The 22,080-nt window shown below is 60.9% G+C and carries 14 protein-coding genes; 7 read left to right on the forward strand and 7 right to left on the reverse strand.

All coding sequences use genetic code 11. From position 1 onward, the window contains the following. Nucleotides 1–15: 15 nt before the first annotated feature. Nucleotides 16–1,281, reverse strand: a complete 1,266-nt coding sequence (locus ACFO3E_RS09415; RefSeq protein WP_380804116.1) for a cation:proton antiporter — start codon at nt 1,279–1,281, stop codon at nt 16–18. A gap of 85 nt (nt 1,282–1,366) precedes the next feature. Then, nucleotides 1,367–1,780 carry a BLUF domain-containing protein gene (locus ACFO3E_RS09420; protein WP_066530531.1) on the reverse strand — a complete coding sequence of 138 codons (414 nt, stop codon included), beginning with the start codon at nt 1,778–1,780 and terminating at the stop codon, nt 1,367–1,369. A 292-nt stretch (nt 1,781–2,072) separates the two neighbouring features. Between ACFO3E_RS09420 and ACFO3E_RS09425 the strand changes: the two genes are divergently transcribed. After that, nucleotides 2,073–2,252: a hypothetical protein gene (locus tag ACFO3E_RS09425; protein WP_066530534.1), complete on the forward strand. Its 180-nt coding sequence runs from the start codon at nt 2,073–2,075 to the stop codon at nt 2,250–2,252. Nucleotides 2,253–2,343: 91 nt separating this feature from the next. Here ACFO3E_RS09425 and ACFO3E_RS09430 read toward each other — a convergent pair whose 3' ends face one another. Next, nucleotides 2,344–2,901 carry a DUF1993 domain-containing protein gene (locus tag ACFO3E_RS09430; RefSeq protein ID WP_380804119.1) on the reverse strand — a complete coding sequence of 186 codons (558 nt, stop codon included), beginning with the start codon at nt 2,899–2,901 and terminating at the stop codon, nt 2,344–2,346. A gap of 157 nt (nt 2,902–3,058) precedes the next feature. Between ACFO3E_RS09430 and ACFO3E_RS09435 the strand changes: the two genes are divergently transcribed. From ACFO3E_RS09435 to ACFO3E_RS09445, 3 genes are all read left to right on the forward strand, one after another. Next, nucleotides 3,059–4,558, forward strand: a complete 1,500-nt coding sequence (locus ACFO3E_RS09435; protein WP_066530546.1) for a glycerol-3-phosphate dehydrogenase — start codon at nt 3,059–3,061, stop codon at nt 4,556–4,558. After that, nucleotides 4,555–6,039, forward strand: a complete 1,485-nt coding sequence (gene glpK / locus ACFO3E_RS09440) for a glycerol kinase GlpK (protein WP_380804122.1) — start codon at nt 4,555–4,557, stop codon at nt 6,037–6,039. The genes ACFO3E_RS09435 and glpK overlap by 4 nt, the downstream gene beginning before the upstream one ends. A 105-nt stretch (nt 6,040–6,144) precedes the next feature. After that, a complete protein-coding gene (locus ACFO3E_RS09445; protein ID WP_066530551.1) occupies nt 6,145–7,074 on the forward strand; it encodes a Gfo/Idh/MocA family protein in 930 nt (309 codons plus the stop codon). A gap of 757 nt (nt 7,075–7,831) precedes the next feature. Here ACFO3E_RS09445 and ACFO3E_RS09450 read toward each other — a convergent pair. Together ACFO3E_RS09450 and ACFO3E_RS09455 are read right to left on the reverse strand one after the other, a co-directional pair. Then, entirely contained in the window at nt 7,832–8,278 is a 447-nt protein-coding gene (locus ACFO3E_RS09450; RefSeq protein WP_380804125.1) for a ferritin-like domain-containing protein, read from the reverse strand. Between the two features lie 478 nt (nt 8,279–8,756). After that, entirely contained in the window at nt 8,757–11,300 is a 2,544-nt protein-coding gene (locus ACFO3E_RS09455) for an autotransporter domain-containing protein (protein ID WP_380804128.1), read from the reverse strand. A gap of 551 nt (nt 11,301–11,851) precedes the next feature. Between ACFO3E_RS09455 and ACFO3E_RS09460 the strand changes: the two genes are divergently transcribed. After that, a complete protein-coding gene (locus ACFO3E_RS09460) occupies nt 11,852–13,927 on the forward strand; it encodes a glycoside hydrolase family 65 protein (RefSeq protein WP_380804131.1) in 2,076 nt (691 codons plus the stop codon). A 66-nt stretch (nt 13,928–13,993) separates the two neighbouring features. Here ACFO3E_RS09460 and ACFO3E_RS09465 read toward each other — a convergent pair whose 3' ends face one another. Both ACFO3E_RS09465 and ACFO3E_RS09470 read right to left on the reverse strand, forming a co-directional pair. After that, the gene (locus ACFO3E_RS09465; protein ID WP_066530571.1) at nt 13,994–14,518 is read right to left on the reverse strand and encodes a glycine cleavage system transcriptional repressor; all 525 of its coding nucleotides are present in this window, start codon (nt 14,516–14,518) and stop codon (nt 13,994–13,996) included. 336 nt (nt 14,519–14,854) lie between these two features. Continuing rightward, nucleotides 14,855–19,648: an autotransporter domain-containing protein gene (locus tag ACFO3E_RS09470; protein ID WP_380804133.1), complete on the reverse strand. Its 4,794-nt coding sequence runs from the start codon at nt 19,646–19,648 to the stop codon at nt 14,855–14,857. 204 nt (nt 19,649–19,852) lie between these two features. On the opposite strand from ACFO3E_RS09470, the gene ACFO3E_RS09475 reads away from it, so the two are divergent. Together ACFO3E_RS09475 and ACFO3E_RS09480 are read left to right on the forward strand one after the other, a co-directional pair. Beyond that, the gene (locus tag ACFO3E_RS09475; RefSeq protein WP_380804136.1) at nt 19,853–20,947 is read left to right on the forward strand and encodes a helix-turn-helix transcriptional regulator; all 1,095 of its coding nucleotides are present in this window, start codon (nt 19,853–19,855) and stop codon (nt 20,945–20,947) included. Between the two features lie 447 nt (nt 20,948–21,394). Beyond that, nucleotides 21,395–21,733, forward strand: a complete 339-nt coding sequence (locus tag ACFO3E_RS09480; RefSeq protein ID WP_380804139.1) for a transposase — start codon at nt 21,395–21,397, stop codon at nt 21,731–21,733. The last annotated feature ends 347 nt before the right edge of the window (nt 21,734–22,080 follow it).

Here is a 22,080-nt window from a genome sequence, read left to right on the forward strand (position 1 = left end):
TCCTCCGGCGGCCTGCTACTGCCCGTCCGGGTCCCGGCCTTGCCGCCGATCCAGCCAGCGCATCGCCGGTGTGACAGTCAGCCCGTGGAGCAGGATTGAAACGAGGGCGGCCAGGCCGACGATCGCCCACATCTTTTTTGGATCGCCGACATCCATATGGTTGAGGCCATAGGCCAGATAATAGAAGGACCCCACGCCGCGGATGCCGAAGAAGGCGATGGTGAGCTTTTCAAAATAGTCGGCCTTGAAACCGAGCAGCGCGATCATTCCCGTCAATGGACGGACGACCAGAATGATAAGCAAGACCAGCAGCACGTCCATCGCGCGTAACGGCGCAAGCAGACCGCCTACCAAGGCTCCGCCGAACAGCAGCAAGAGGACCATCATCGCCAGCCGTTCGACCTGCTCGGTCAGGTCGTGCATCTGCACATTGAACTCATGATCGCGATGCGACGCGCGCAAGGTCAGCGCCGTGACGAAGACAGCGAGAAAGCCGTAGCAATTGAGGATCTCCATGACGCCGTAGGAGACGAAGGTCGCGGCGATCGCGATAAGGCCGTCCCCTGTCTTGGCGAGCTTGGTTTCGGCCGGCACCCGAAAGGTTAGCCAGCCGAAAAGCTTGCCGACCAGCCAGCCGCCAATGATCCCGATCGTGATTTCCCACAGGACGCTCACGCCCAGCCACCGCTCCAGCCAAGGCTCGTCACCGCCGGACGCCAGGGCCAGCGCAATGGCCAGTTGGACAAACGGAAAAGCAAGGCCATCGTTGAGGCCCGCTTCAGACGTCAGCCCGAAGCGCACTTCATCCTCTTCCCCGGTGCGCGGCGGTCCGACCTGGACGTCTGCGGCAAGGACGGGATCAGTGGGCGCAAGGCTCGCGGCAAGCAACAGAGCCATGGCCCAGGGCAGACCCAGCAGCGTGGCGGCCAGCAGCATGATGATCGCGATGCCCAACGGCATGGTGAAAGCCAGAAGCCGCCATGTCACCGCCCAGCGCTTCCAATGAAACGGACGATCCAGCTTCAGGCCCGCGCCCATGAGAGCGATGATCACCACAAATTCGCTGAAGCGTTCGGTGACGTCCGGATGACTGAGCGGGGACGGCCGCCAACCTATTTCGGGTATGCAGAAGATGGCCGCCCCGATCAGGATGCAGACGATCGGAAGCGAAAGCGGCAGTTTCTTCAAAGCAAGCGGCAGCCAGGCGACAAGGGCGATCAGCAACCCTGCGCCGGTCAGTATGAGGATATAGGGCTGGGGCGCGTTGAACGGCAATTCCATGGATTGCTAACGCACCTGCCGCCGACGCGTTTCTGCGCCACGCCCTCTTGCGCCGATCCGGCTCCACTGGCGGCTCAGTTACTCGTCATCCCCGCCCCTTCACCGTCATTTCGCACAGGAATTGCGCCAGGGCTTCCACATTTGCTTCGCCGTCATGCTCGGCGGCGATCAACAGCTCTTCGGCTCTTGATGACAAAAGTTGTGGAGGAGGCAGATAAGCAAGGGACCATGTGACAAATCGTCGATGCGAATATTCTCCTTCGGCGATCGTCCGGATATTCTCGTGCCGCATGTCCAGGCAGATGCTCTGCCGCAACTGGTCCACCCCTCTGGGCGGACCCTCCAGATATTGCGCGAAATTCCGGCCTGTGAACAGGAGCGCTCCGGTAACGCCAAGCGCGCGGTTGCGGGCGACCGACACGTTGACGATATCGCACACCACCTCGTCGGCCTCGTCATCGACCAGACGGCTCGCACTTATATAGAACCATCTGAACATCGTCCGCCCCTCCCCTGCAACCATGGGGTTAGGGCAGGAGCCCACGGGTAGGTGGTGAGCCCCTGCCCCGCCTGCCTCCCTGAACCAGGTTCAGATTAGCATGATGGTCGCCACCCTTCTAACACACGGGTTAACATCGGGGGAATAAGCCGCGCCCGCGCCCGGACCCTACATCGTTCGACATAGCTCTAAATTGATTGGCCGGCTCTGAAGGGATTCTAACAAAGGTTATTCCTCACGCTGCCGAGCGCCCTTAGTTTGGCTGTCCAACGACTCATAGGAGAGGGCAGTAGTGAGAACGTCCAAAGACGCTGACTATCTGTTGCAGCAATCCAAGCAGGAAGCTCACAAGGCGCGCGAAGCCCTATGCAATGGGGATAGCGCCGATACCATCTACCTCCATCGGGAAAATGCAGTCCGCTATTATGCAAGAGCGATGGCGGTCATGCGACCATCCACCGCCCTGCATTGACGATTGCCGAAGAACATCCGACACAATTGATTGACGGATGCGCGCGGCGGTCATGCCGTGCCGACTATCGCACGGGCAGCTATCTGTTCGGCTAACCGCCAGGCCGCAAATAAGCGAACATGTGCGCGACATAGTCCGCTTTTCCCAGATCGACGCCCTGGGCGCGAAGGATCGCGTAGGCAGTCATCACATGGAAGTAGAATTGCGGCAGCGCCCAGTCGCGGACATATTGCTCCCCGGTGAGGTCGAACACCATGCCCTGCGGCAGCCTGTGGGCGATCGGCGTCGCCGGGTCCAGGTCTGGAGCGTCTGCAGCGGCCGCCTTGACGATGCCGATGGTGGAGTCGATCCTGGCCAGCGCGTCGGCGATCGAGCCTGGGCGCTCCGCCGCGTTGCGTCCCTCCTCCAGCAACTCCTCGATCGACGGCGGGAAAGCTTCTTGCCGCAACCGGAACATGCCCTCTTGCGCTTGGACGCAGGCGAAGCGGATCTGGGTTGAGAGCGGGAACATGTCCGACGCGAGCCGCGCGGTGAGCAGCGCCGCGCCGCCATCCTGCATTTTCTCCTCGTCGATCTTGCCGAGCCAAGCCGACAGCGCGCCCAGCATCTGCATGTAAGTGGGCGCGAGAATATCCTTAAGCGTCGTCATGATCTTCCCTTGTTCATCTGATCGGCCTGCCGGACGGGACCATAAAGCCGTGGTCTCACACACAAAACGAATAATCCGAAAGAAACTGTTCGATTGCGAAAATAGGTTTCGCGTTCGATAGTCCGATCGAAGCGCCTTTGAATGTGCAGGACCTGGCATGCTGGACGAAGCGGACTGCGATCTGCTGGTCATCGGAGGAGGGATCAACGGCGCGGGCATAGCCCGCGACGGGGCTGGCCGGGGGTTGCGCGTTATCGTGCTGGAGGCAGGCGACATCGCGCGCGGAACGTCATCAGCCTCGACCAAATTGATCCATGGCGGGCTGCGCTATCTGGAACATTTCGAATTCGGGCTGGTGCGTGAATCCCTTGCCGAGCGGGAAAGGCTTTGGGCCATTGCACCTCATATCGTCCGTCCGATGCGCTTCGTCCTTCCCCATCAGGACGGGCTGCGGCCACGATGGCTGCTGAGACTGGGCCTGTTCCTCTATGACCATATCGGCGGCCGCAAACGCCTGCCCGCCACCCGAACGCTCGATCTGCGCCGTCATGAGGCGGGTGGGCCGCTCAAACCCGGTTTCCGCACCGGCTTTGCCTATTCCGATTGCTGGGTCGATGACGCGCGCCTGGTGCTGCTGAACCTGCGCGACGCGGCGGATCGCGGCGCGCTGGTCCTGCCGCACACGCCCGCCACGGCGCTGGAGCGCGATGGTGAGATCTGGCGCGTGACGACCCATGGGGGCCGCATCTTTCGCGCCAGGGCCATCGTCAACGCAGCCGGCCCCTCAGTGCTGGACATATTGCGCCTCGCCCATTCGGAAAGCTATGTGCGGACGCGATTGGTGCGCGGCTCTCACATCGTGGTCCCGCGCCTGTTCGATCATGACTTTTCCTATTTTTTCCAGCTGCCCGACGGCCGCATCTTCTTCGCGATCCCTTATGAGAGGGACTTCACCCTGATCGGCACCACCGATGCCGATCATGACGGGCCGCCCCTGCAGGTCGAGCCTGACCCGGCGGAGATTGCCTATCTGTGCGACGGCGCAAACCGTTATTTCGGCCGCCAAATCGCTCCTTCAGACGTGCGATGGAGCTTTGCCGGGGTCCGCCCGCTCATCGACGACGGATCAGGCCGGCCGGAAGCATCGACACGGGGGTATCGGCTGGAGCTTTCCGATCCTGCCGCTGGCCCGACGCTCCTCAGCATTTTCGGCGGCAAGCTGACCACCTATCGCCACCTTGCGGAAAATGCGCTGGCCTTGCTGTCGCAGCGGCTGCCGGACGTTCCGCTCACCGGCTGGACCGACAGCGAACCGCTTCCTGGCGGCGACTTCCCCATGGACGGCGCTGCTGGCCTGATCGCACGGCTGCGGGAACGCTACCCCTTTCTGGGTGAGGCATGGAGCGAACGCCTGATCCGTTGCTATGGCACCAAGAGCTTCGATATCCTGAGCGATGCGCAGGCAGTCGAGGATTGCGGGCGGCATTTCGGCCATGGCCTGACGGAGCGCGAGGTCGATCATCTGATGGCGCGCGAATGGGCGGCAACGGCCGAGGACATTCTCTGGCGCCGCACGAAACTCGGCTTGCGCTTTACGGCCGAAGAGGCGGAAGGGCTCGCCGCCTGGATGAAAGATAAGCTGGGAGAAGAAGCATGAAGGCGGTGCTCGCGATCGATCAGGGGACGACATCCACCCGCTCGCTGCTGATCGACGAAATGGCCAAGGTGCGCTGCGCCGCGCAGATCGAGCTGAAACAATATTATCCGGCGGACGGATGGGTCGAACATGATCCCGAAGCGATCTGGCGCGACGTCGTGGCGACTGCATGCGAAGCCTTGGAAAAAGCGAAGGGCCTGGCCCTCGACATCACCGCAATCGGCATCGCCAACCAGCGTGAAACCTGTGTCCTGTGGGACCGGGAGAGCTGCAAGCCGATCCATCCGGCGATCGTCTGGCAGGATCGGCGCGGCGCGGACCTTTGCCGCCGCTTCATTGATGAGGGGCTGGAGCAGGAGGTCACCGACCGCACCGGCCTGTTGCTCGATTCCTATTTCACCGCCAGCAAGCTCGCCTGGTTGCTCGATACGATCCCTTCCGCACGCAAACAGGCGGAGGAAGGTCGGCTGGCCTTTGGCACCATCGACTGCTTCCTCTTGTGGCGCCTGACCGGCGGCAAGGTGCATGCCACCGATGCGACCAACGCCAGCCGAACCTTGCTGTTCGACATCGCCAAGATGGCATGGTGCCCGGACCTGTGCCGCATGTTCGGCATTCCGATGCAGATATTGCCGGAAGTCCGCGAAACTGACGCCCTGTTCGGCCTATCCGACAAGGATATACTGGGCCTGTCCCTGCCGATCGCGGGGATGGTCGGGGATCAGCAAGGCGCGCTCATCGGCCAGGGCTGCCTCGAACGCAGCGACGCGAAGATCACCTTGGGAACCGGCGGTTTCGCGATGTTGAATTCGGGCGGTGATATCTGCCGGTCAAGGCACCGCATGCTTTCCACAGTGGCTTGCTATTCCGGGGGCGTTGCAAGCTACGCCATTGAAGGCGCTTTCTTCGTCGCGGGCGCAGGGATCAAATGGACGAGGGACAAGCTCCACCTCGTCGCCTCCGCAGCCGAGACGGAAGCGATGGCCCGATCGCTCACCGACAACGGCGGCGTCTATCTGGTGCCCGCCTTTGTCGGCCTGGGCGCGCCCCACTGGAATCCGTCTGCGCGGGCCATGTTGACGGGCATGACTTTCGCGACCGGCCCTGAGCATATCGTCCGGGCGGCGCTCGAATGCGTCGCCTATCAGAGCGCCGACCTGCTGAGCGCCATGGCGCTCGACAGCGGCGTTCGGCCTGGCGAACTGAAAGTGGACGGCGGCATGGTGGCCAATGACTGGCTTTGCCAATTCCTTGCCGACATACTCGACCTGGACATCGTCAGGCCCGCCAATATCGAGACGACGGCCCTGGGCGCGGCGTTTCTTGCGGGTGCGCGCACAGGCGTATGGACGGCCTTGCCCGACGCCGTATCGCACCTGGCAACCGATCGGCGGTTCAGCCCTGCCCTGCCCCGCGCAGAACGGGGTCGCCTTCTTGCCGGATGGCGCGAGGCGGTTGGCCATGCCCTTGGTTCGGGTTGAATTGCTATTTGTATGAGTATAAAGGCCAGGGGGCCTGTCCCTGGGAGCTTAGCCGACGGGTCGAAGGCAAATGGGAGATCGCTGGATGATGAAGGTGCGCGCGCTATGACAGGGACGATCAAGGCGGGCCTCGTGGGCCTGGGCAAAATCGCGCGCGATCAGCACCTGCCCGCGATCCGCAAGACCAACGGCATAGAGCTTGTCGCGGTCGCCAGCCGCAACGCGCAGGGCGAAGGGCTGAACAATTACGGCGCGCTGACCGATATGCTGGCCGGGGAGCCTGATCTGGACGCCGTCATCCTATGCCAGCCGCCGCAAGTTCGCTACGAGGCGGCGAGGCAGGCGTTGCTGGCGGGCAAGCATGTCTTTTTGGAAAAGCCGCCGGGCGCGACCGTGTCCGAGGTGGAAGCGCTGATTGACATTGCCGAGCGGCAAGGCGTGACGCTCTACGCCAGCTGGCACAGCCGCTATGCCGCCGCCGTGGGGTTGGCCAAGAGCTGGCTGGCGTCCCGCTCCCCCAAACATGTTTCGATCCAGTGGCGTGAGGATGTGCGGCACTGGCACCCTGGCCAGCCCTGGATTTGGGAAGCGGGCGGGTTCGGCGTGTTCGACCCCGGCATCAACGCCCTGTCCATCCTGACCGAGATCGTGAGCGAGCCCATCGCCCTTCTTTCGGCCAACCTGGAAGTGCCCGCAAATAAGCAGGCTCCGATCGGTGCCGAATTGAAGATGGTCGCCGCTTCGGGAGCCCCGATTGAGGCAGTGTTTGATTGGCGGCAAACGGGGCCGCAGACCTGGGACATCGCGATCGAGACGGATGGCGGCAGCCTGCTTCTATCCGAAGGCGGCAACATGCTGCGGCTGGACGGCGAAGTGCAGGTAAAAGCGCCGGACGAGGAATATCCGGCCATGTATCGGCGCTTCGTCAGGCTGATCGAGAACAAGGCCATCGATGTCGATATCGCCCCGCTGCGGCTGGTGGCCGACGCCTTCCTCTGCGGTGAGCATCGAACCACGGCGGCTTTCGAGGACTGAAGTAGAAGGGGCGTGATCGGGTTTCGCCGACTTTATGCGCGAAACAGGTGCTCCCTATTGTGTCCGGAAGGGATCAGCAGTGCGACCGCAAATTCCATGAGCGGGGCGCGACTGTGCGGCTACCTTCCCGGCACAGATGTTAAATGATCACCCTTCTTCTGTGGTCAAACTACTGGCCGTAGATCGTCCGGCAGCTCATCCGCATAGTGGTTGCAGCGTTCAATGCGCGGCGATGCGCTCCAGGTGCTGAATTTTTCGAGTGGAAGCGCCGTCCCGCAGAAACCGCATTCCGCAGTCATGCGGCCAATGATCCAATGCTGCCGTCCGCAGCCTGCACAATGGTTTTCCTCGTCATCACGATATAGCGGGATATATGCTAATCGGAACTCCGTGCCGGCTCCGTTGAAGGCTGCTGTGCGCATTGGCTCACCTCAAGATCTGACATACAGAACCAACGACTAATGTCTTCAAAGAGTTTCATTAACCGATTGTAATGTCAGGCTTCTAGGTACCGATAAAGCGCGTGGTGAGGCATTGCACATTTCCACTTCTAACGCGGAGCGTGGATACATTTTAGAACGTACTGCAGCCGCTAATGATCACGGCTACACTGACCGCCCACTCAGCTGAGCGCTTACGATAACTGCCGGACGCAAGCTCAACAGCCCATCTCACTGGAGTTACACGATGATAGGCTTATGCTGGCAACCCCTCCCGCGGAATGAGCGGGCCGCTATAATCGCGCGGCCCGAACCCATTAATCAATACTGTGCTTCAAAGCACTCGCGCGATCATGCCCAGCTTTCACCGACTGATACGCCTTTTCGACAGCGTCGCGAGCGGAAGGGTCAAGATCAGCGTCTCGAAGTGCAGTTTCATACTTGGCCTTGATATAGTCCTCACCGCGCTCGACTTCCTGAATGACTGCCTTGTCGTTGCTTCCGGTAAAGGCCTTCTTCAAATCCATGAATGTGCGATGAGCGGCGGCCAAGAAGCTGCTGTCGTCCTCGGGATTGCCACCTAACCGTCGGACTTCCGATTGGAGGACGCTCGCAACTTCGCTGCGTTCACGAGCGAACTGCGAAAACAGCGCGGAAAACTGCGTGTTCTCTGCGTCTTCGGCAGCGTCCTTAAACCCCTTCATGCTATCCAGCGTGGTCTTGATGAGGCTGTTCAGGGTACTGATCGTGCTTTCAGTGCTCATGGTCTGCTCCTGCCAGTGGAGCCAACCTAACGACCCGTCTGACAGAAAGGTCCACAGAGATCATTGTTCGGATTGCGCGGGACTGAGCCCTAGAGACATGGGGTTCAGAAGGGAGCTGGCCTCTAACTATCGAGATCGAGCGATACTAGAAACGCGGTTACGCTCGATCGCATCCGCATGGCAGATCCGCGCGCCCGAGCATTCTATGGGCAAATATGATGATCTGGAGGTGGCGCTGATTTCGAGCCGGCGCCGGGGCTTGCCGATGGCGCGATCTTTACGCGGACCTGGCAGGCCTCATCGTTGCGGTCGACGAAGCGGCGAGGAACGAAAGAGCGCCGTCATTCTGGCGATCGATGAACGGCAATATGCGTCGGAGGAGCAACTGGCGGCCCTCATCAGCGCGCTGCACAGGGCCAATCAAAAGCAGCTTCCAATGACAAGTGCCGCGGCCTGATCGACCGCGGCACCCGTGCATTCAGAAGCGGATGCGCAATCCGGCCCGCCCGCCAGCACCTTCAAGGCTGTTGGAGCCGCTGCCGTTGCTGAAAGTGCGCGCATAATTGGCCTCTAGGAAGCCAGAAATGCCGCTCGTCTGGCCAATGGTGACGCCCAGGACAGCTTCACCATAATCCCTCATGCGGTCATTGGTGAACGCCACCGTCTGCACGCCGTTGCTGAAGCTCACTTCGTCCCGTCCCTTGAATTCGTGGACATAGTTAGCCCCTATATAGGGTGCCAGAACGGCCGTGTCCCCAATGTGGACCTGTCCGCCGACACGCCCACCCACGCGGCCTCGAAGGCCATCATCCTCATTGAAGTCCGCAGTAGTGCCAAGGACCGAGAAGCTGTCGAGATTCGACCGCGTGTAGGACAGGCTTGCGGCAGGCTCGATAAAGAAGGAGTCGCTGCCGAACCGCAGGCCGACTTCCCCGCGGACGCCATAGACGGAGCCATTGAACTTCTGCCTGAAGCCGCCGGTCGGGCTGCTGACATTGGCCCAATAGTGATCATATTTGCCCAGGACGTTCGCAAAGATATTGCCCGAGGTGAAGCTGCCATAAACACCGGCATTAACCGCGTTGAAGTTGATCCTGTCTGGCGAACCGGCAAAGTTCTGCGAGGAATTGATGTAACCGCCCGTCACACCCAGGGCAAAGCCGCCCTTTTCACCAACGCCACCGCCGAAGTCGAAGCCGGCCTGTCCGCCGTAATAATCCTGCTTATAGCCGGTGTTGACAACCCGGCTCTGACCAAAGCTGGACACTGTCCGGCGGCCGCTACGATCTTCGACCGAACCGTGCATCTGGAGCCAGAACTTGCCGGAGGTCGCGGCATCGCCATGGGCCCATAGTGAATCCCGGCGCGACCGCAGTTGCGCTGTGACCACGTCCGCGGACTTCATCCACAGGCTGCGGGCGCCATCCACATAATTGAGCGTGCGGAAGGCTGCGTCGCTTGGTCCACCCGTGACACTGTAAGACAGGGTCGCCGGGTCATAGGCGACTTCATATCGAACGAGGCCAGCATTCTGGAAGCCCCCGTTGAACTGAAAAGCCGATGCGGCGGATGGAGCACCAGCCTGAACGATGACGGCGCCCGACGTAAAGATGGGTGCGGTCAGGGAGGGCGCGTTAAGCAGAACCGTGGTTGTCCCCGTAGCAGCGCCACCCAGGATCAGACGATCGCTGCCGCCAGCACTTACATCGACACCCAACTGGCTTGCACCCGTCCCCGAGAAGGTGCCCGGAAGCGTGAGGCTGTCGCCCACTACGCCGTTGCGCAAATCGACCAGGCCTGCGTTGGAAAAGCTCTCCAGACCCGCGAATGTCGGTGCACCCGCCACCGTTGCGCCCGTGCCAAGGCTGACCAAGCCAGTGTTCACGAAGGCGTCAGTGCCCGCCCCAAAATCGGGGTTGGGGCCAACGACGAACGCGCCGCTATTATTCACCGTGTCGTTGCCCGCAGTCAAAACAATGTCGCTGGACAAGGAGCCGCTGTTGTTGATCGTTGCCGGCCCGCCGAGCGCCTGGACCGCCAAACCGTTGGGATTGGAACCGATCGTGCCGGAATTGGACAGGGTGCTACCATTGACCGACGTTAGCGTGATGAGGTTGCCGTCAGCCGCCGACAGGCGACCATTCGGGCCCACAGTGACCGTCGCCCGATTTCCGCCCGTGACCGCCACGGCGTCAGCGCCGAGGCCGGAAGCCGAAACCAGGCCATTCACCGTGGCGCTGGCGTTGTTGCTGGCCGTCACCGCAACCGCGCGCGAAGTATCGCCGCTGGCCGCGACATTATTTACGACTGCACTGGCATCGCCCGCCGTCCCCGTGACGGAGATGGCATCGGCGACTCCGCCCAAGGATGCACGACCTGCCGTCGTCACCGTGCCGGTGGAAATCACCGTCGCGTTGGCGCCCTGCGCTAGAATGGCGCTGCGGCTCGTCGCCGTGTCCGCGGGCAGCGCAGCGACGGTGCTGACATTGTTTGCGGTGACGAATGCGTCGCCCGTGCCCGACACTGCCGAAATGCCTGCTCCGCCGCGACCGGTGGAGGTGACGTTGCCGGTCGTTATCACGCTGGCAGTACCGGTGTCCGAAAGTGCGGAGACCGCTGTCGAACCCGCACCGGTTGTGGAGACGGACGCCAACCCAACTTCTGCCGAACCGCCCAGGCTGGAAACCGTCACGCCATTGGAAAGCGCGCCACTGGTCGCGACGGATGCGCCGCTCCCGTCGATTGCCAGATCACCCGCGCCCACAATCTGAATGCCAGGTGTTGCGGCTGTGGCTGTCTGGATGGAAGCGCCCGCGGGCAGGACAACCGTCAAGCCGGCCGTGGGAAGATAGGTGATGCCGGCGGGATAGGGGTTGCCGGACGCAGGACAGGAAACCAGACCGCCTGCCGCAGGCAGCGCGCCGCATTCATTCTGCGCCACCGCAGCGCTAGGCAGGGCCAGCATCAAAATTCCCAGCGAACCTGCAAGGCCGGTGGCACCCAAAAGTGCGCGCGAAGACATAGCATTCCGACGAGCGGAATGCCCAAAATTTTTCGAATTCATCTGTTAATCCCTTTTTCCCTCCCTGGCAGGGAGGCTGTGTCGGAAACGACGATGATAATTGAAAGTTCCCACCTGTCTTCAATAAGATATTTCTTGTGGATTTGATGTTTAATTGTTCCTTGTTTCAGATTTTCATTGGCCCGTCACCTAAACGGACTCCGGCATCGCCCGTTAACATTGATACGGATCAAGAATGGGCCAGATCAGATAGCTGGAGCTAATCGCAAAGTTGTGCGGCGAGGGCGTTGGAAGACGCTGGCAACAGATATGATAACGTTTATGCAATCATCTATGTAATCAGGTGCGAACGGCCTACTCTGTCTCATCGGCGATCTGGTGCCGCCGCCGATTGGAGTGACGCCATGCTCATTCCGCACTTGGGATGGAAATATCGGCAGCTGAGCGACGACGGGTCGGCACGGAACCGAGCAAAGGGTAATCTGGACGCTCGCGGGAACTAATGAACAGCCCACCGCTTGGTCCGCGTAAACCAGCGGAGCGGATACGGAATGGGTACTGGGCCATTAAGTCCGAACATCGAACACGGCGCACGGCATGGTTCACTGCCAGCCTATGTCGGCAATGGTCTGGTCGGCCTGAGGGTGCGTGAAGTGCCGCTTCTTTCCGGGTCAGCCATCGTCAACGGAACCGTCGGCCTCCATCCTAAAAAGCGGATCGAAGCTGCGGTCGCCATTCCTTATCCGCTTGCCGGAGACATTGGGATCGACGAGGCGTGGCTGTCTGAACAGCCTTGGGCGGTGACGAAGCTGCAGCAGCGTTATGATTTTGGAACAGCAGAACTGACGAGCAGCTTCGATTTCACGGCGCAGGAGATCACGCTGCATGTGGAGATCGCGACCTTTGCCAGTCGAAGCGAGCCCTCTCTTGTTCTCCAGGAGCTAGTCGTGCGGTCTAGCGCCGATTGCGCGCTCAAGCTGCGCGCATCGGTCGATGCGCGAGATGTTCGAGGCGCCATCGAACGACGAAGGGTGCTGGGCGCGCAGGAGGACAGCACCGCCGACGGCTCTCTGCTATGGGTCACGGAGGGCCGTCTCGGCAGCTGTGGCATAGCCATTCACAGTGAATGCAATGGCGCGGACCCCGTCCGCCACCTGCGACCCGCCGACCGTCACGGCCCGCTGACGACTGAACATCACGTCCCGCTCAAGGCGGAGCGTCCGGTACGTTTGCTCCAGATGGCCGCGCTTGTTCCATCTATCGTCCATGGGCGGCCGGATGAAGAGGCGGTCCGCCGCCTGGCGCGTGGCACGAAGCTCGGCTTTGACGCGCTGCGCCAGCGGAACCGCGCCATATGGGAAGACCTGTGGCAGGCCCGGATCGTGGTGAACGGCGCCGACGATCGCCATCAGCGGGTTATCGACGCGGGATTTTTCTACATGAACTGTTCGGCGCATATCGGCTCACCGGCCGCAACTTCCATGTTCGGCCTCGCTCACTGGCACAATTATCATTATTATTATGGCCATGTAATGTGGGACATCGATGCCTTCTGTGTTCCACCACTATTGCTTCTGCAGCCCTCGGCTGCTCACAGCCTGGTTGATTTTCGCGCCAGGCATCTCGACGTAGCCCGACGCTATGCCCAGCAGGACGGGTATGTGGGGATGCGCTTTCCCTGGCAGGCCGCGCCGTTATCCGGGGAAGAAGCGACGCCGGGCGATGGCCCGGGCGCGGCCTATGAAGCGCATATCTCGCTACACGTCGCGCGCGCTTTTGCGCTGCACGCCGCCGCAACGGGTGACAAGAGGTTCCTGCAGGAGTTCGGATGGCCTGCCATATGCGGCGTGATCCGATGGCTCGAGGGTCGGTTGATCCTCACAGACCGCGGCGCCGAACTCAAAGCGGCGACGGGCCCGGCTGAGGTGGAAGAACCGCCGGACAATGATGCTTTCACACTGATGGCCGCACACGACCTGCTCGACCGCGCAATAAGGCTCGGCGAGCATTACGGCTGGGACACCCCCGCGTCCTGGCGCGATTTAAAGCAGTCTCTCTATCTTCCGGAGCGAAGCGATGACGTGATACCCACCCACGAGGGCTTCCATGTCAACGAGCCCAAGGGCGCTACGCCCTCGCCACTCGCCGGCCTGTTCCCGCTGGACTATCCCATGACGGAAAGGCAACGCGCGGCTACGCTTACTTTCTTCCTGGCACGTTGGCGCGATTATATCGGCTCGCCCATGCTTCCGGCTTTCTATCCGACCTGGGCGGCGATGTCGGGAGATCGGGACCTCGCCCTGACGCTGTTCGATGAAGGCTATGGCGATTACCATTTCGGGCGATTTTTCCAGTGCCTCGAATATCGAGCCGATCATCCGGATTCAGAAACGCCCGCAGGCCCATTCATGGCCAATATCGGCGCCATGCTGACCGGTCTGCTCTTCGGCATGACGGGGCTTCGCATGACTGAGGGAGACCCCAGTAGCTGGCCCTGCCGACGGGTATCGCTTCCACAAGGCTGGACCGACATCACGGTCGAACGGTTGTGGATCCGGGGGCGGCCTATGAAACTGAGCGCCCGACATGGCGCCGAACGCGCCGAATTGCTCGCGCTGGATATCTAGGCGCGTTTGCACACAGAAACAGCAGGTGGGCAACTGGGTCGAGGGGGGCGATAACAGCCCCAGACGTCAGTTCGACGCGGGTTCGATGTCGAAATCGACCATCACCTCTCCCGATATCTCTTCCAGTGCCTGGCGCACCTTATCGGTAGAGAGAGGAGCGGGGATCAGCAATTTCGCTCTTGCCCGGAACAACGGCACACCCGACCAAGCGCCGCCTTCGACAGCAGTGACAAAGTCTTCGATGTTGATGTCGAGCCCGGCGAGGACCGTGGTCACTTCACGGACAATCCCGGGGCGATCCTGGCCGACGATTTCTATCGTCAAGGGCTCGCCACTGCGCTCGTCTATTTTGGCGGATGCGATGATATCAACCTTGATACCAAATGCATCGATTTTGCGAGCCGCTTGCTCAAGCTCTTCAAGCCGTTCTTCGGGCAGTTCGACCAACACAGATCCGACATATTTTCCGCCAAGCCGCGAAAGATGGCTTTCCAGCCAATTGCCGCCCGCGGCGAATACCGCATCGGCGATCGCCTGAGTAAGGCCCGGCCGGTCACTGCCGACCACGGTCAGAATTATCGTTTGATCCATCCTCCACCTTCACGCTTCATTCTCGCCAGTAAACGCAGATAGTGCACTTTGGTCCTTTTGAAGAGCGCCTTTCCTCAAAGCCGCCAGTCAACACCTGCTGTAAACTCTCCCCTAAAAGGCGGCAATGGTTTGGTGGTGGCTGTCATGATGGTATCTCCAGCCATTATGGCGCACACAGGCAGGTTGCCGAAAGCTAGATCAACGCGGGGCCACGAGCCTTCCCGTCGGTTCATCAGCCGTGTCCTCTGAGGTCGAGCAAACAAAATGAAACGGGCTGCCGATCATCTGACCGGCAGCCCGTTTCATAGGTTAAGAGGGCTTATCGGCGCCGCTCCATCAGAATGCGAACCGGATCCCCACATTGACATTGTGGCTACGGCCGCCGCCAAATTCAGCCTGATACGCGCCATAGAGGCTGAGGCGGGCCGCCAGATCATAGCTGGCGCCCGCTCCGACCGTGGCCATCGTTTCCTTGCGGCCAGCCCCAAGCACTGTGAACCGCTCTGTGTTGCTGACAAAGCCTGCGCGCGCGGCGGACCGTTCGCCTTCGAGCTGGTGACGTACACCAAGCGATGCCCAGGGATGGAAGACGGTGCCCTCGCCAAAGGCCCCTTTCAGCTTGACGCCGCCGTCGATGAAGGTCGCGTTGGTCTTGGCTCCATCGACGGTCAGGGCAAAGGCAGCGCTGCCTGTCTCGCTCGTGTTCCCGCGGCGGGTGGAGACATGCGTCACGCCAACTTCAGGTCGGATCGCCCATGCGCCCATAGGGAAGCTGTAGCCGATGGTGCCATCCAGCACCAGGTTGCTCAGCCGGTAATCGCCAGACAATGCGGTTGCGCCGGGCACGCTGCGCCGCGTGTCAGCCTCGCTCCAGTCATAGGCGACCGTCACCGTTCCATCGAAACCGCCGCTCATGAAGTGCCCGGAAAGGCCCGCGATCAGCCCGTCGGAGTTTGTTCGCGCTCCCCTGCCGATGAGGGTTTGACGACTGTCGATATAGCCGACGAATGCTGCGACAGATCCGCTTGACGTGCCAAAACCTAGGCCGCCCAAGCCACCGTAGCTGTGGCTCTTTGCTGTGGCTGTGCCCACCGCTCCACGCCCTTTCAGCGTGCGCCAGTCACCCAGACCCTGCGCGAAGCTGAAGAGTCCGGCCGTTTCCCGCGTTGTGACCGCAAGACCCGTCCGCCCGGCCATCGCTATCGCCAGCCCCTGTTCGACGCCAAGCTGCGATGCACTGGCATAGGCTTCCGGCGTCAGTTGCCCGAATGCCGAGGCGTTCGCGGTGCTGCCACTCAGCAGCGTGGGAACGGCATTGACCACCGCTGTGCTGGCAGTGCCAGCGATCAGGAGGTCGTTGACATAGCCGATCGCGGCATCCGTCTGCGTGGTGGTCCCGGTGGGCGTGACGAAGGTGCCGAGCAATTGCAACGTCGCACCATTGTTGCGCAGCACACCAACGATGCCGGGATCACGATTGACGATGTCGAACTCGCCGGTGATGGCGCCACCACCATTGACGACGATCAGATCCCGCGATGCACCGGGGGTGAGCGAACCGGTTAGGTTGACGGTCGTGTTGTCGCCGATCGTCACCGAACCGCCGTTGACCACGATCTGGTCGCTCTGGCCGAGTGGCACGAACTCGAATGTCGTGGTCGTTCCATTAGCGATCGTCAGATTGCCATTGATCGTCATGATGCCGGGCGATGCGCCAGGCGAGAGGGTGCCGCCCGTGCCGATGGTGACATTGCCGCTGACCGTACCTGCCGTACCGAAGGTGCCACCGCTGGAGACATCTACCGATCCGGTCAGGGTTGATCCGGCTTGGCCGATCAGGCGACCACCCGCGACATTGACTTCCTCGACGCTAAGATGACCGGTGAAGCTGTTGACGCCTGCGCTATTGTTGACCTGCTCAAAGCCGGTGAAGCTGGAACCGTCGATCGTCGTCTGCTCAGCATAGGTGCTGCCGGTATTGAATGCCAGAACGTCAGTGCCGCCACCAGCGGTCACCGCGCCGCCAAAGCTGGCGCCAGTACCGATCGTCAGCATGTCGGCGCCCGCGCCAAGATCCACATTGCCGGAGATGGTGCCGCTATTGACCAGGCTGTCGGTGCCACTTCCAGCTAGGACGTTTCCGGTGATGGTTCCGCCCTGGTTGCTGATCATATTCGCACCATCGCCGGTAACGATGTTTCCGGTGATCGAGCCGCCCGCTGTGTTGGTCAGCACATTGTCCCCGCCGCCCAGATCGACGTTGCCGACCACTTCGCCGCTATTGGACACGCTGACGCTCTCCGCGCCGCCGTTGATCGCTGTTTCACCTGGGGCAACCACGATGCTGGAGCCTTGGGTGAGATTTAGCTCACCGCCGCTCGAGACATCGACCGTTTGCTGGACGACGACCTGGCCGGTGCCGACGATCTTCTCGATCTCAAAGTTTGCGAACAGCTGTTGCACCGCCGGATCGATTGAGCCGGTGTAGGTCGTCCCGGTGATGTCGAAGGCGAGTGTGTCCTCACCCGCGCCGCCGTTAACCGTGCCGTTCAGCACCGCCGAAGCGAGCAGGTGGGTGAAGCTATCGGCGCCGTCTCCCATCCGGACCGTTCCGGTGATGATGCCTGCATTGACGACAGCGTCATTGCCCTCGCGCATGTAGATGTCGCCGCTGATCTGGCCGGCATTGTCGATGCGATCGTCGCCCGCATTGAGATCGATCGATCCGATGATCACGCCGGTCGCAGTGTTCGTCACATGATCGGTGGAGGGCAGGAAGCCGCTATCGTCGTCGAGCTGATCGCCGCTGGTGTGAATTGCTCCCGCCAGATAGCCGTTAGGCTGGCCGATCGCGTTATCGATGATGGGCGTGTTGGGGAAGTAATTGGTTCCAGCGCCACCCTGAATGGTGCCGCTGTTGACGATATTCACCGTCTTGGCCGCCACCGCCAGCGCAACCGTGTGGGCAGCTTCCGTGTTGGCGATCGGGCTGTATACCCACACTGGCTGAGTAGACCCGGGAGGCGAACCGGCTACGACAGCGGTGAGCCCGCCGGCGGCCTGGATCATACCGCCCTCAAGGTTTTGAATATTGACGAGGCCAGTCCCAGAGCTCTCCACGTCCACGCCCAGCGCTGCGATCTGCGACACATAAGCAGTGCCCTGGCCCAAGCCGATAAACTGACCCGGCGTCACGGTTGCGCCGCCAGTCGCCTTGATCGTGCCGCTGTTGACCACGCTAATGGTAGCGTCCGCCGTCGGGATGCCCGGCTCGTCGCCGTCGCCAGCTTCGACTTCCAGCACCAGAGCTGAACCGCCACGGTCTTGCCCGATGATGCTGCCGCTGTTGGTGAAGGTGATGGATTGGCTTTCGTCCGTTTCCGATTCCACGTCGAACGCGGCAATGCCACCATATATCGGCGGGTTGCCCTGGTTGATGGACAGCTCGGTCCGCGTCAGAGTCCCGCTATTGGTGAAGGTCGCGAGGCGATTTGCGACATTCACCTCGGCAGCACCAGCGATCGTCCCGCTGTTCGTGAACGCGAAGCTTTGGGCAGGAATGTCGATCACATCGACATCGTCCGGACCATCATCTTGCAGAAGGCCGGTCTCGATGACGAGCGCCGTACCCCCTTCGCGAGCGGAGGCAGCGATCAACCCGTGATTTTCAAACTGCATGTTCTGAGTTGCAGCGCCAGCGTAGAAGCCATCACGAATTTCACCATCGGCGGCGTTGATGAATGTGGCGGTATCGGCATTGAACTCGTCATTGGCATTGGGCAGGACGAGGTCGAGTTCGCCAACATTCAGCGTTAGTCCGCGCTGGAAATATCCATTGGCATCAAAGCCCGCGATCAAGCCGCTGTTGGTGAAGGAGAAGGCATTTGCCGCGACGTTGGCAGCCAGTCCGCCCACGATGCTGCCGCTATTCTCGATCGTTACGCCGGATATTGTAGTCGTCTCCAGCGCTTGCCGGATGCGAACCGCAGCGTTCACGCCATCATCAAACTGGCGTTCAATGTTAGTTGTTGGTGACCGCAGGCCGTTGAACGACATTTCGATCGTTCCGCCGTTCCTGAAGACAAAGTCATCGCCGGCCGACGTGGTGATGAGAGAGCCGATGCCGCCGGTGGCGAGGTTGATCTCGTCATTGTTAACGAAGGAGGCAGTTGCAATGCGGATGTCGCCGTTGACCGTTCCTTCATTGATGAAGCTGGTCAGAGCCTCGCCATAGGTGGGTGTATAGAGCGGGACGGTACCCGCGGGAACGAACTCTCGCTGGAAGGTCGCAAAGCGCTGCTGATAATAGCCGATCGCAGCGGGGACCACAGTCACACCTTGGGGATATAACCCTGCGGTGTTGAGAAGGTCGATCGTGCCATTGTTCACGACATTGCCGTCGCCCATCAGGTTGATCGTCGTTCCCTGGCCGGTGAGGGTCAGCGTCGTCGCGCCGCCACGGACTTCAAAACCCTCAACCTCGAAGGTAGCCGGCAGTGGTCGTACGCCAAGCTCGAGCGTTTGCGTCTGGTTGTAGCTGCGGGTGTAAATGTCGATCCCGCCGCCAGCGGCGAGCGTTCCTGTCACCCCGTCATCCGCGCCGCGCTGGATGAAATTGGCGGTGCTGAATCCGGTGCCGAGCTGAAGGTTGCCGTTCAGTATGCCCCCGTCGGAGATGTAGTAATAGAGTGCGCTAGCCAAAGGATTTTGCGGCGCGGACGGGGTGGGCTCAACATAGGAAACATTCCCGTTGATCGTCCCGGCATTGGTCACGTTGAAGCTGAGCAGCGGGATGCCGGTGCGCGCAGGCGAGATGATGGCATTCGCGCCTCCGCCGATCAAGCCACCGCTTGCATTGTTGACCGAAAGCACGACTGCTTGGCCCGCTGTGATGGGCGGGTCGCCTGATATCGTGCCCTTATTGGTCACAACGATCGCGGTACCGAGCGTTCCGTTGATTGGCCCCGTTGAGCCCGTGTTGCTGATAATGCAGAGCGGTCCTGCGCTGCCATCAGGACAAGTGCTGGAAAACTGCTGCGCGAAGACGCTGCTTGCGCCGAGCGCCAGCACGCTGACGCCGATACCCAGCCCAACACGCATAGGCGAACGCTTGGAAATTCGGCCGATCATGAAATCCCCCTGTTGATCGTTGTTGAGGGACCTAATCAATCCAAGCCTTTCCCCGCATCCCCCGATGGGGGTATATGCCAGTCGAATATGTTGTGTTTCCCCGCAGCCTCCCCTAGTCCCGACAAGCCAGTCGCGACTTCAAAGTGGCGCAGTGGCTAACAACAAGTTGATGTTCTGGTCCGGGTCGCTGGGCAGGATAACAGGGTGGACGAAAAAATATTGGCACTCGGCGAGCAGTTCGCCATGGCGGCCATTGATGGGAATGAGTGGCTCAGCGCTTTGCGGGCCATGGCAGAGATGACTGGCAGTTCCCATGGCCAGCTGGTTGGCTTTGTCCCTGGCGAGGTTCCCTTCAATTGGATCAATGATCTGGAGCAAGATCAGATTGCGCGTTTTGTTGAACAAGAGCGTGGCGATCCCAACATCAATGTGCGAGTGCGCGCGTCACTGGCCGATCCTACCTTCGTCATTCGAAGCGAAGCCGATTATCACGCTGTTGGCCGTGGACCGGGTTTCGATCTCTATCGCGAAATGAGCGATGCCTATAACATCAGCGACGGGTGTCAGACCAAGTTGATGGCAGGGCGCGATCGGTTCATCGGCCTCTCTGTGCATCGCAGCCGTAAAGACGGCAAGACGGATGCTGATACACGGGCGATATTCGCCGCGATAGCGCCGCATGTACGCAGTGCCGTGAAAATCCAGATTGCGCTGGAAGACCGCGGTACCGCCGTGCTGAAGGGAGCTCTGGAACTTGTCGGCCTGCCCATCTTCATTTGTGATGAGACGGGGGACGTAAAGGCTAAAACTCACGAGGCTGAAGCGCTGCTCTCGTCGGGCCGCTTCCGAGCCGTGGACGGGAGGATCGGCCTTCCCCATCGGCGAGACGAGATTGCTTTGCTGCAGGCTCTCGCGCGGCGCCATCTTCAGCCCCTGGGGATCGAGACACTGATAGTTCGCGGCGACGGCAAGCAGATGCCGATGGTTGTCGATATCTGTCGGCTCCCGGCACAGCCCTGGCGCTTCAATTTTGCCTCTGATCTGCTGGTTGTCGTACGCTCCGGCCGCCGATGGCACGAGGCGGCTCCGACGATATTACGCGCAGTGTTTGGTTTGTCCGTCGCCGAAGCGGACATAGCCCTGGCGCTCGCCCGAGGCGCAACTCGCGACGATATTGCCGCCGCTCGCAATAGCAGTGTCCAGACCGTCAAGGCCCAGCTAAAATCGACATTCGCGAAAGTGGGGGTGAGCCGAGAGGTGGAACTCGTCTCGATGCTTGGTGAGATGCTTCGCCTGTGAATGATGACTGTTTCAACATTTCACATTTTCGGCCCTCAGCTACCCTGATCGGGGTATGACATTGAAGAGCAGCGTTGATAGGTGGCTTCCCGCGACCCAGAGGCTCAGGGCCCTCAGGCTGATGAGACCTCTCCTGGCCCGGCTGCCCTCTAGATAGCCGGGCCATTTTTGTGCCGGGAGCGGTCACTTGAAGTTGGGCCAATATTCTGACCCCCCCGGTCAGCAGATCGGCGGAGGCGGCGTCCTTGATCGGGTCTCTCGGTAATTCGAACCTTTCGCCGCGCGCCCGCAGGTCGGCCACGAAAATATTCGACAACCAGACGATGTGAGAGGACTCTCCGTAACCATGAAGTTGCCCCAGCTCCGTCAGCTGGAGACCCGCAAAAACCGATGGCGTTTCGGCGGCTATGGTGATTCAATGATCGGGAACGATCATGGAGCGCCGTGGTGGATCCCAAGTCCCTGTTCAGTTTGAGCGGCCATCTTGAAGTCTTGAGCAAGGACGGCGATCCGCTTGAGGTTCTGCAGCAAACTGTACACTTCGAGTATTTCCGCGGGTGGCTGGTTGAAGGGCTGGGCTACAGCGACGGCGCCAAGGGCGGACGACCTCCGTTCAATCCGGTGTTGATGTTCAAGGCGCTGAGCCTGCAGGCGCAGCACAACCTGCCGGATGCGCAGATGGAGTTCATGATCCGGGATTGCCTGAGTTGGCTGCGGTTTCTTGGGCTGTCCCTCGGGGACCGGACGCCAGACGAGAATACAATCCGGCATTTCCGCAACCGTTGACTGAGACCGGGACACTCAAGCGGGTAATGAAGGCCTTCGGTTCGCAACTCCAGAAGAAGGGCTACATCCCGACGTCCGGTCAGATTGTCGATGCCTCGCTGGTGCCAGCGCGCAAGCAGCGAAATACCGACGGCCGAACCCGAGGCAATCGAGTCGGGCAAGAGCGCAAAGGAGATCTGGCCCGAGGATTGCGAGTTGAAGATCGACGTTCCCGGCTTCCCAGCGAGCTGGCCGGTATCCTGTCAATGTAAGCGCTAAAACACTCCCACTGGGAGGCGTTAGGCGGCCTGATCGATGACGGCGCTGGCGGCGGCGCGGCTATCTACCCAGTTGTAGGGGAGCAGATC

Source organism: Sphingobium tyrosinilyticum (genome assembly GCF_042654265.1).
Lineage (GTDB): Bacteria > Pseudomonadota > Alphaproteobacteria > Sphingomonadales > Sphingomonadaceae > Sphingobium > Sphingobium tyrosinilyticum.

Coding starts and splice junctions, on each gene's coding strand:
- ACFO3E_RS09450 (WP_380804125.1), bottom strand. CDS start 8,278: ATGAGCACTGAAAGCACGATCAGTACCCTGAACAGCCTCATCAAGACC.
- ACFO3E_RS09460 (WP_380804131.1), top strand. CDS start 11,852: ATGGGTACTGGGCCATTAAGTCCGAACATCGAACACGGCGCACGGCAT.
- ACFO3E_RS09430 (WP_380804119.1), bottom strand. CDS start 2,901: ATGACGACGCTTAAGGATATTCTCGCGCCCACTTACATGCAGATGCTG.
- ACFO3E_RS09420 (WP_066530531.1), bottom strand. CDS start 1,780: ATGTTCAGATGGTTCTATATAAGTGCGAGCCGTCTGGTCGATGACGAG.
- ACFO3E_RS09435 (WP_066530546.1), top strand. CDS start 3,059: ATGCTGGACGAAGCGGACTGCGATCTGCTGGTCATCGGAGGAGGGATC.
- glpK (WP_380804122.1), top strand. CDS start 4,555: ATGAAGGCGGTGCTCGCGATCGATCAGGGGACGACATCCACCCGCTCG.
- ACFO3E_RS09445 (WP_066530551.1), top strand. CDS start 6,145: ATGACAGGGACGATCAAGGCGGGCCTCGTGGGCCTGGGCAAAATCGCG.
- ACFO3E_RS09415 (WP_380804116.1), bottom strand. CDS start 1,281: ATGGAATTGCCGTTCAACGCGCCCCAGCCCTATATCCTCATACTGACC.
- ACFO3E_RS09455 (WP_380804128.1), bottom strand. CDS start 11,300: ATGTCTTCGCGCGCACTTTTGGGTGCCACCGGCCTTGCAGGTTCGCTG.
- ACFO3E_RS09465 (WP_066530571.1), bottom strand. CDS start 14,518: ATGGATCAAACGATAATTCTGACCGTGGTCGGCAGTGACCGGCCGGGC.
- ACFO3E_RS09470 (WP_380804133.1), bottom strand. CDS start 19,648: ATGATCGGCCGAATTTCCAAGCGTTCGCCTATGCGTGTTGGGCTGGGT.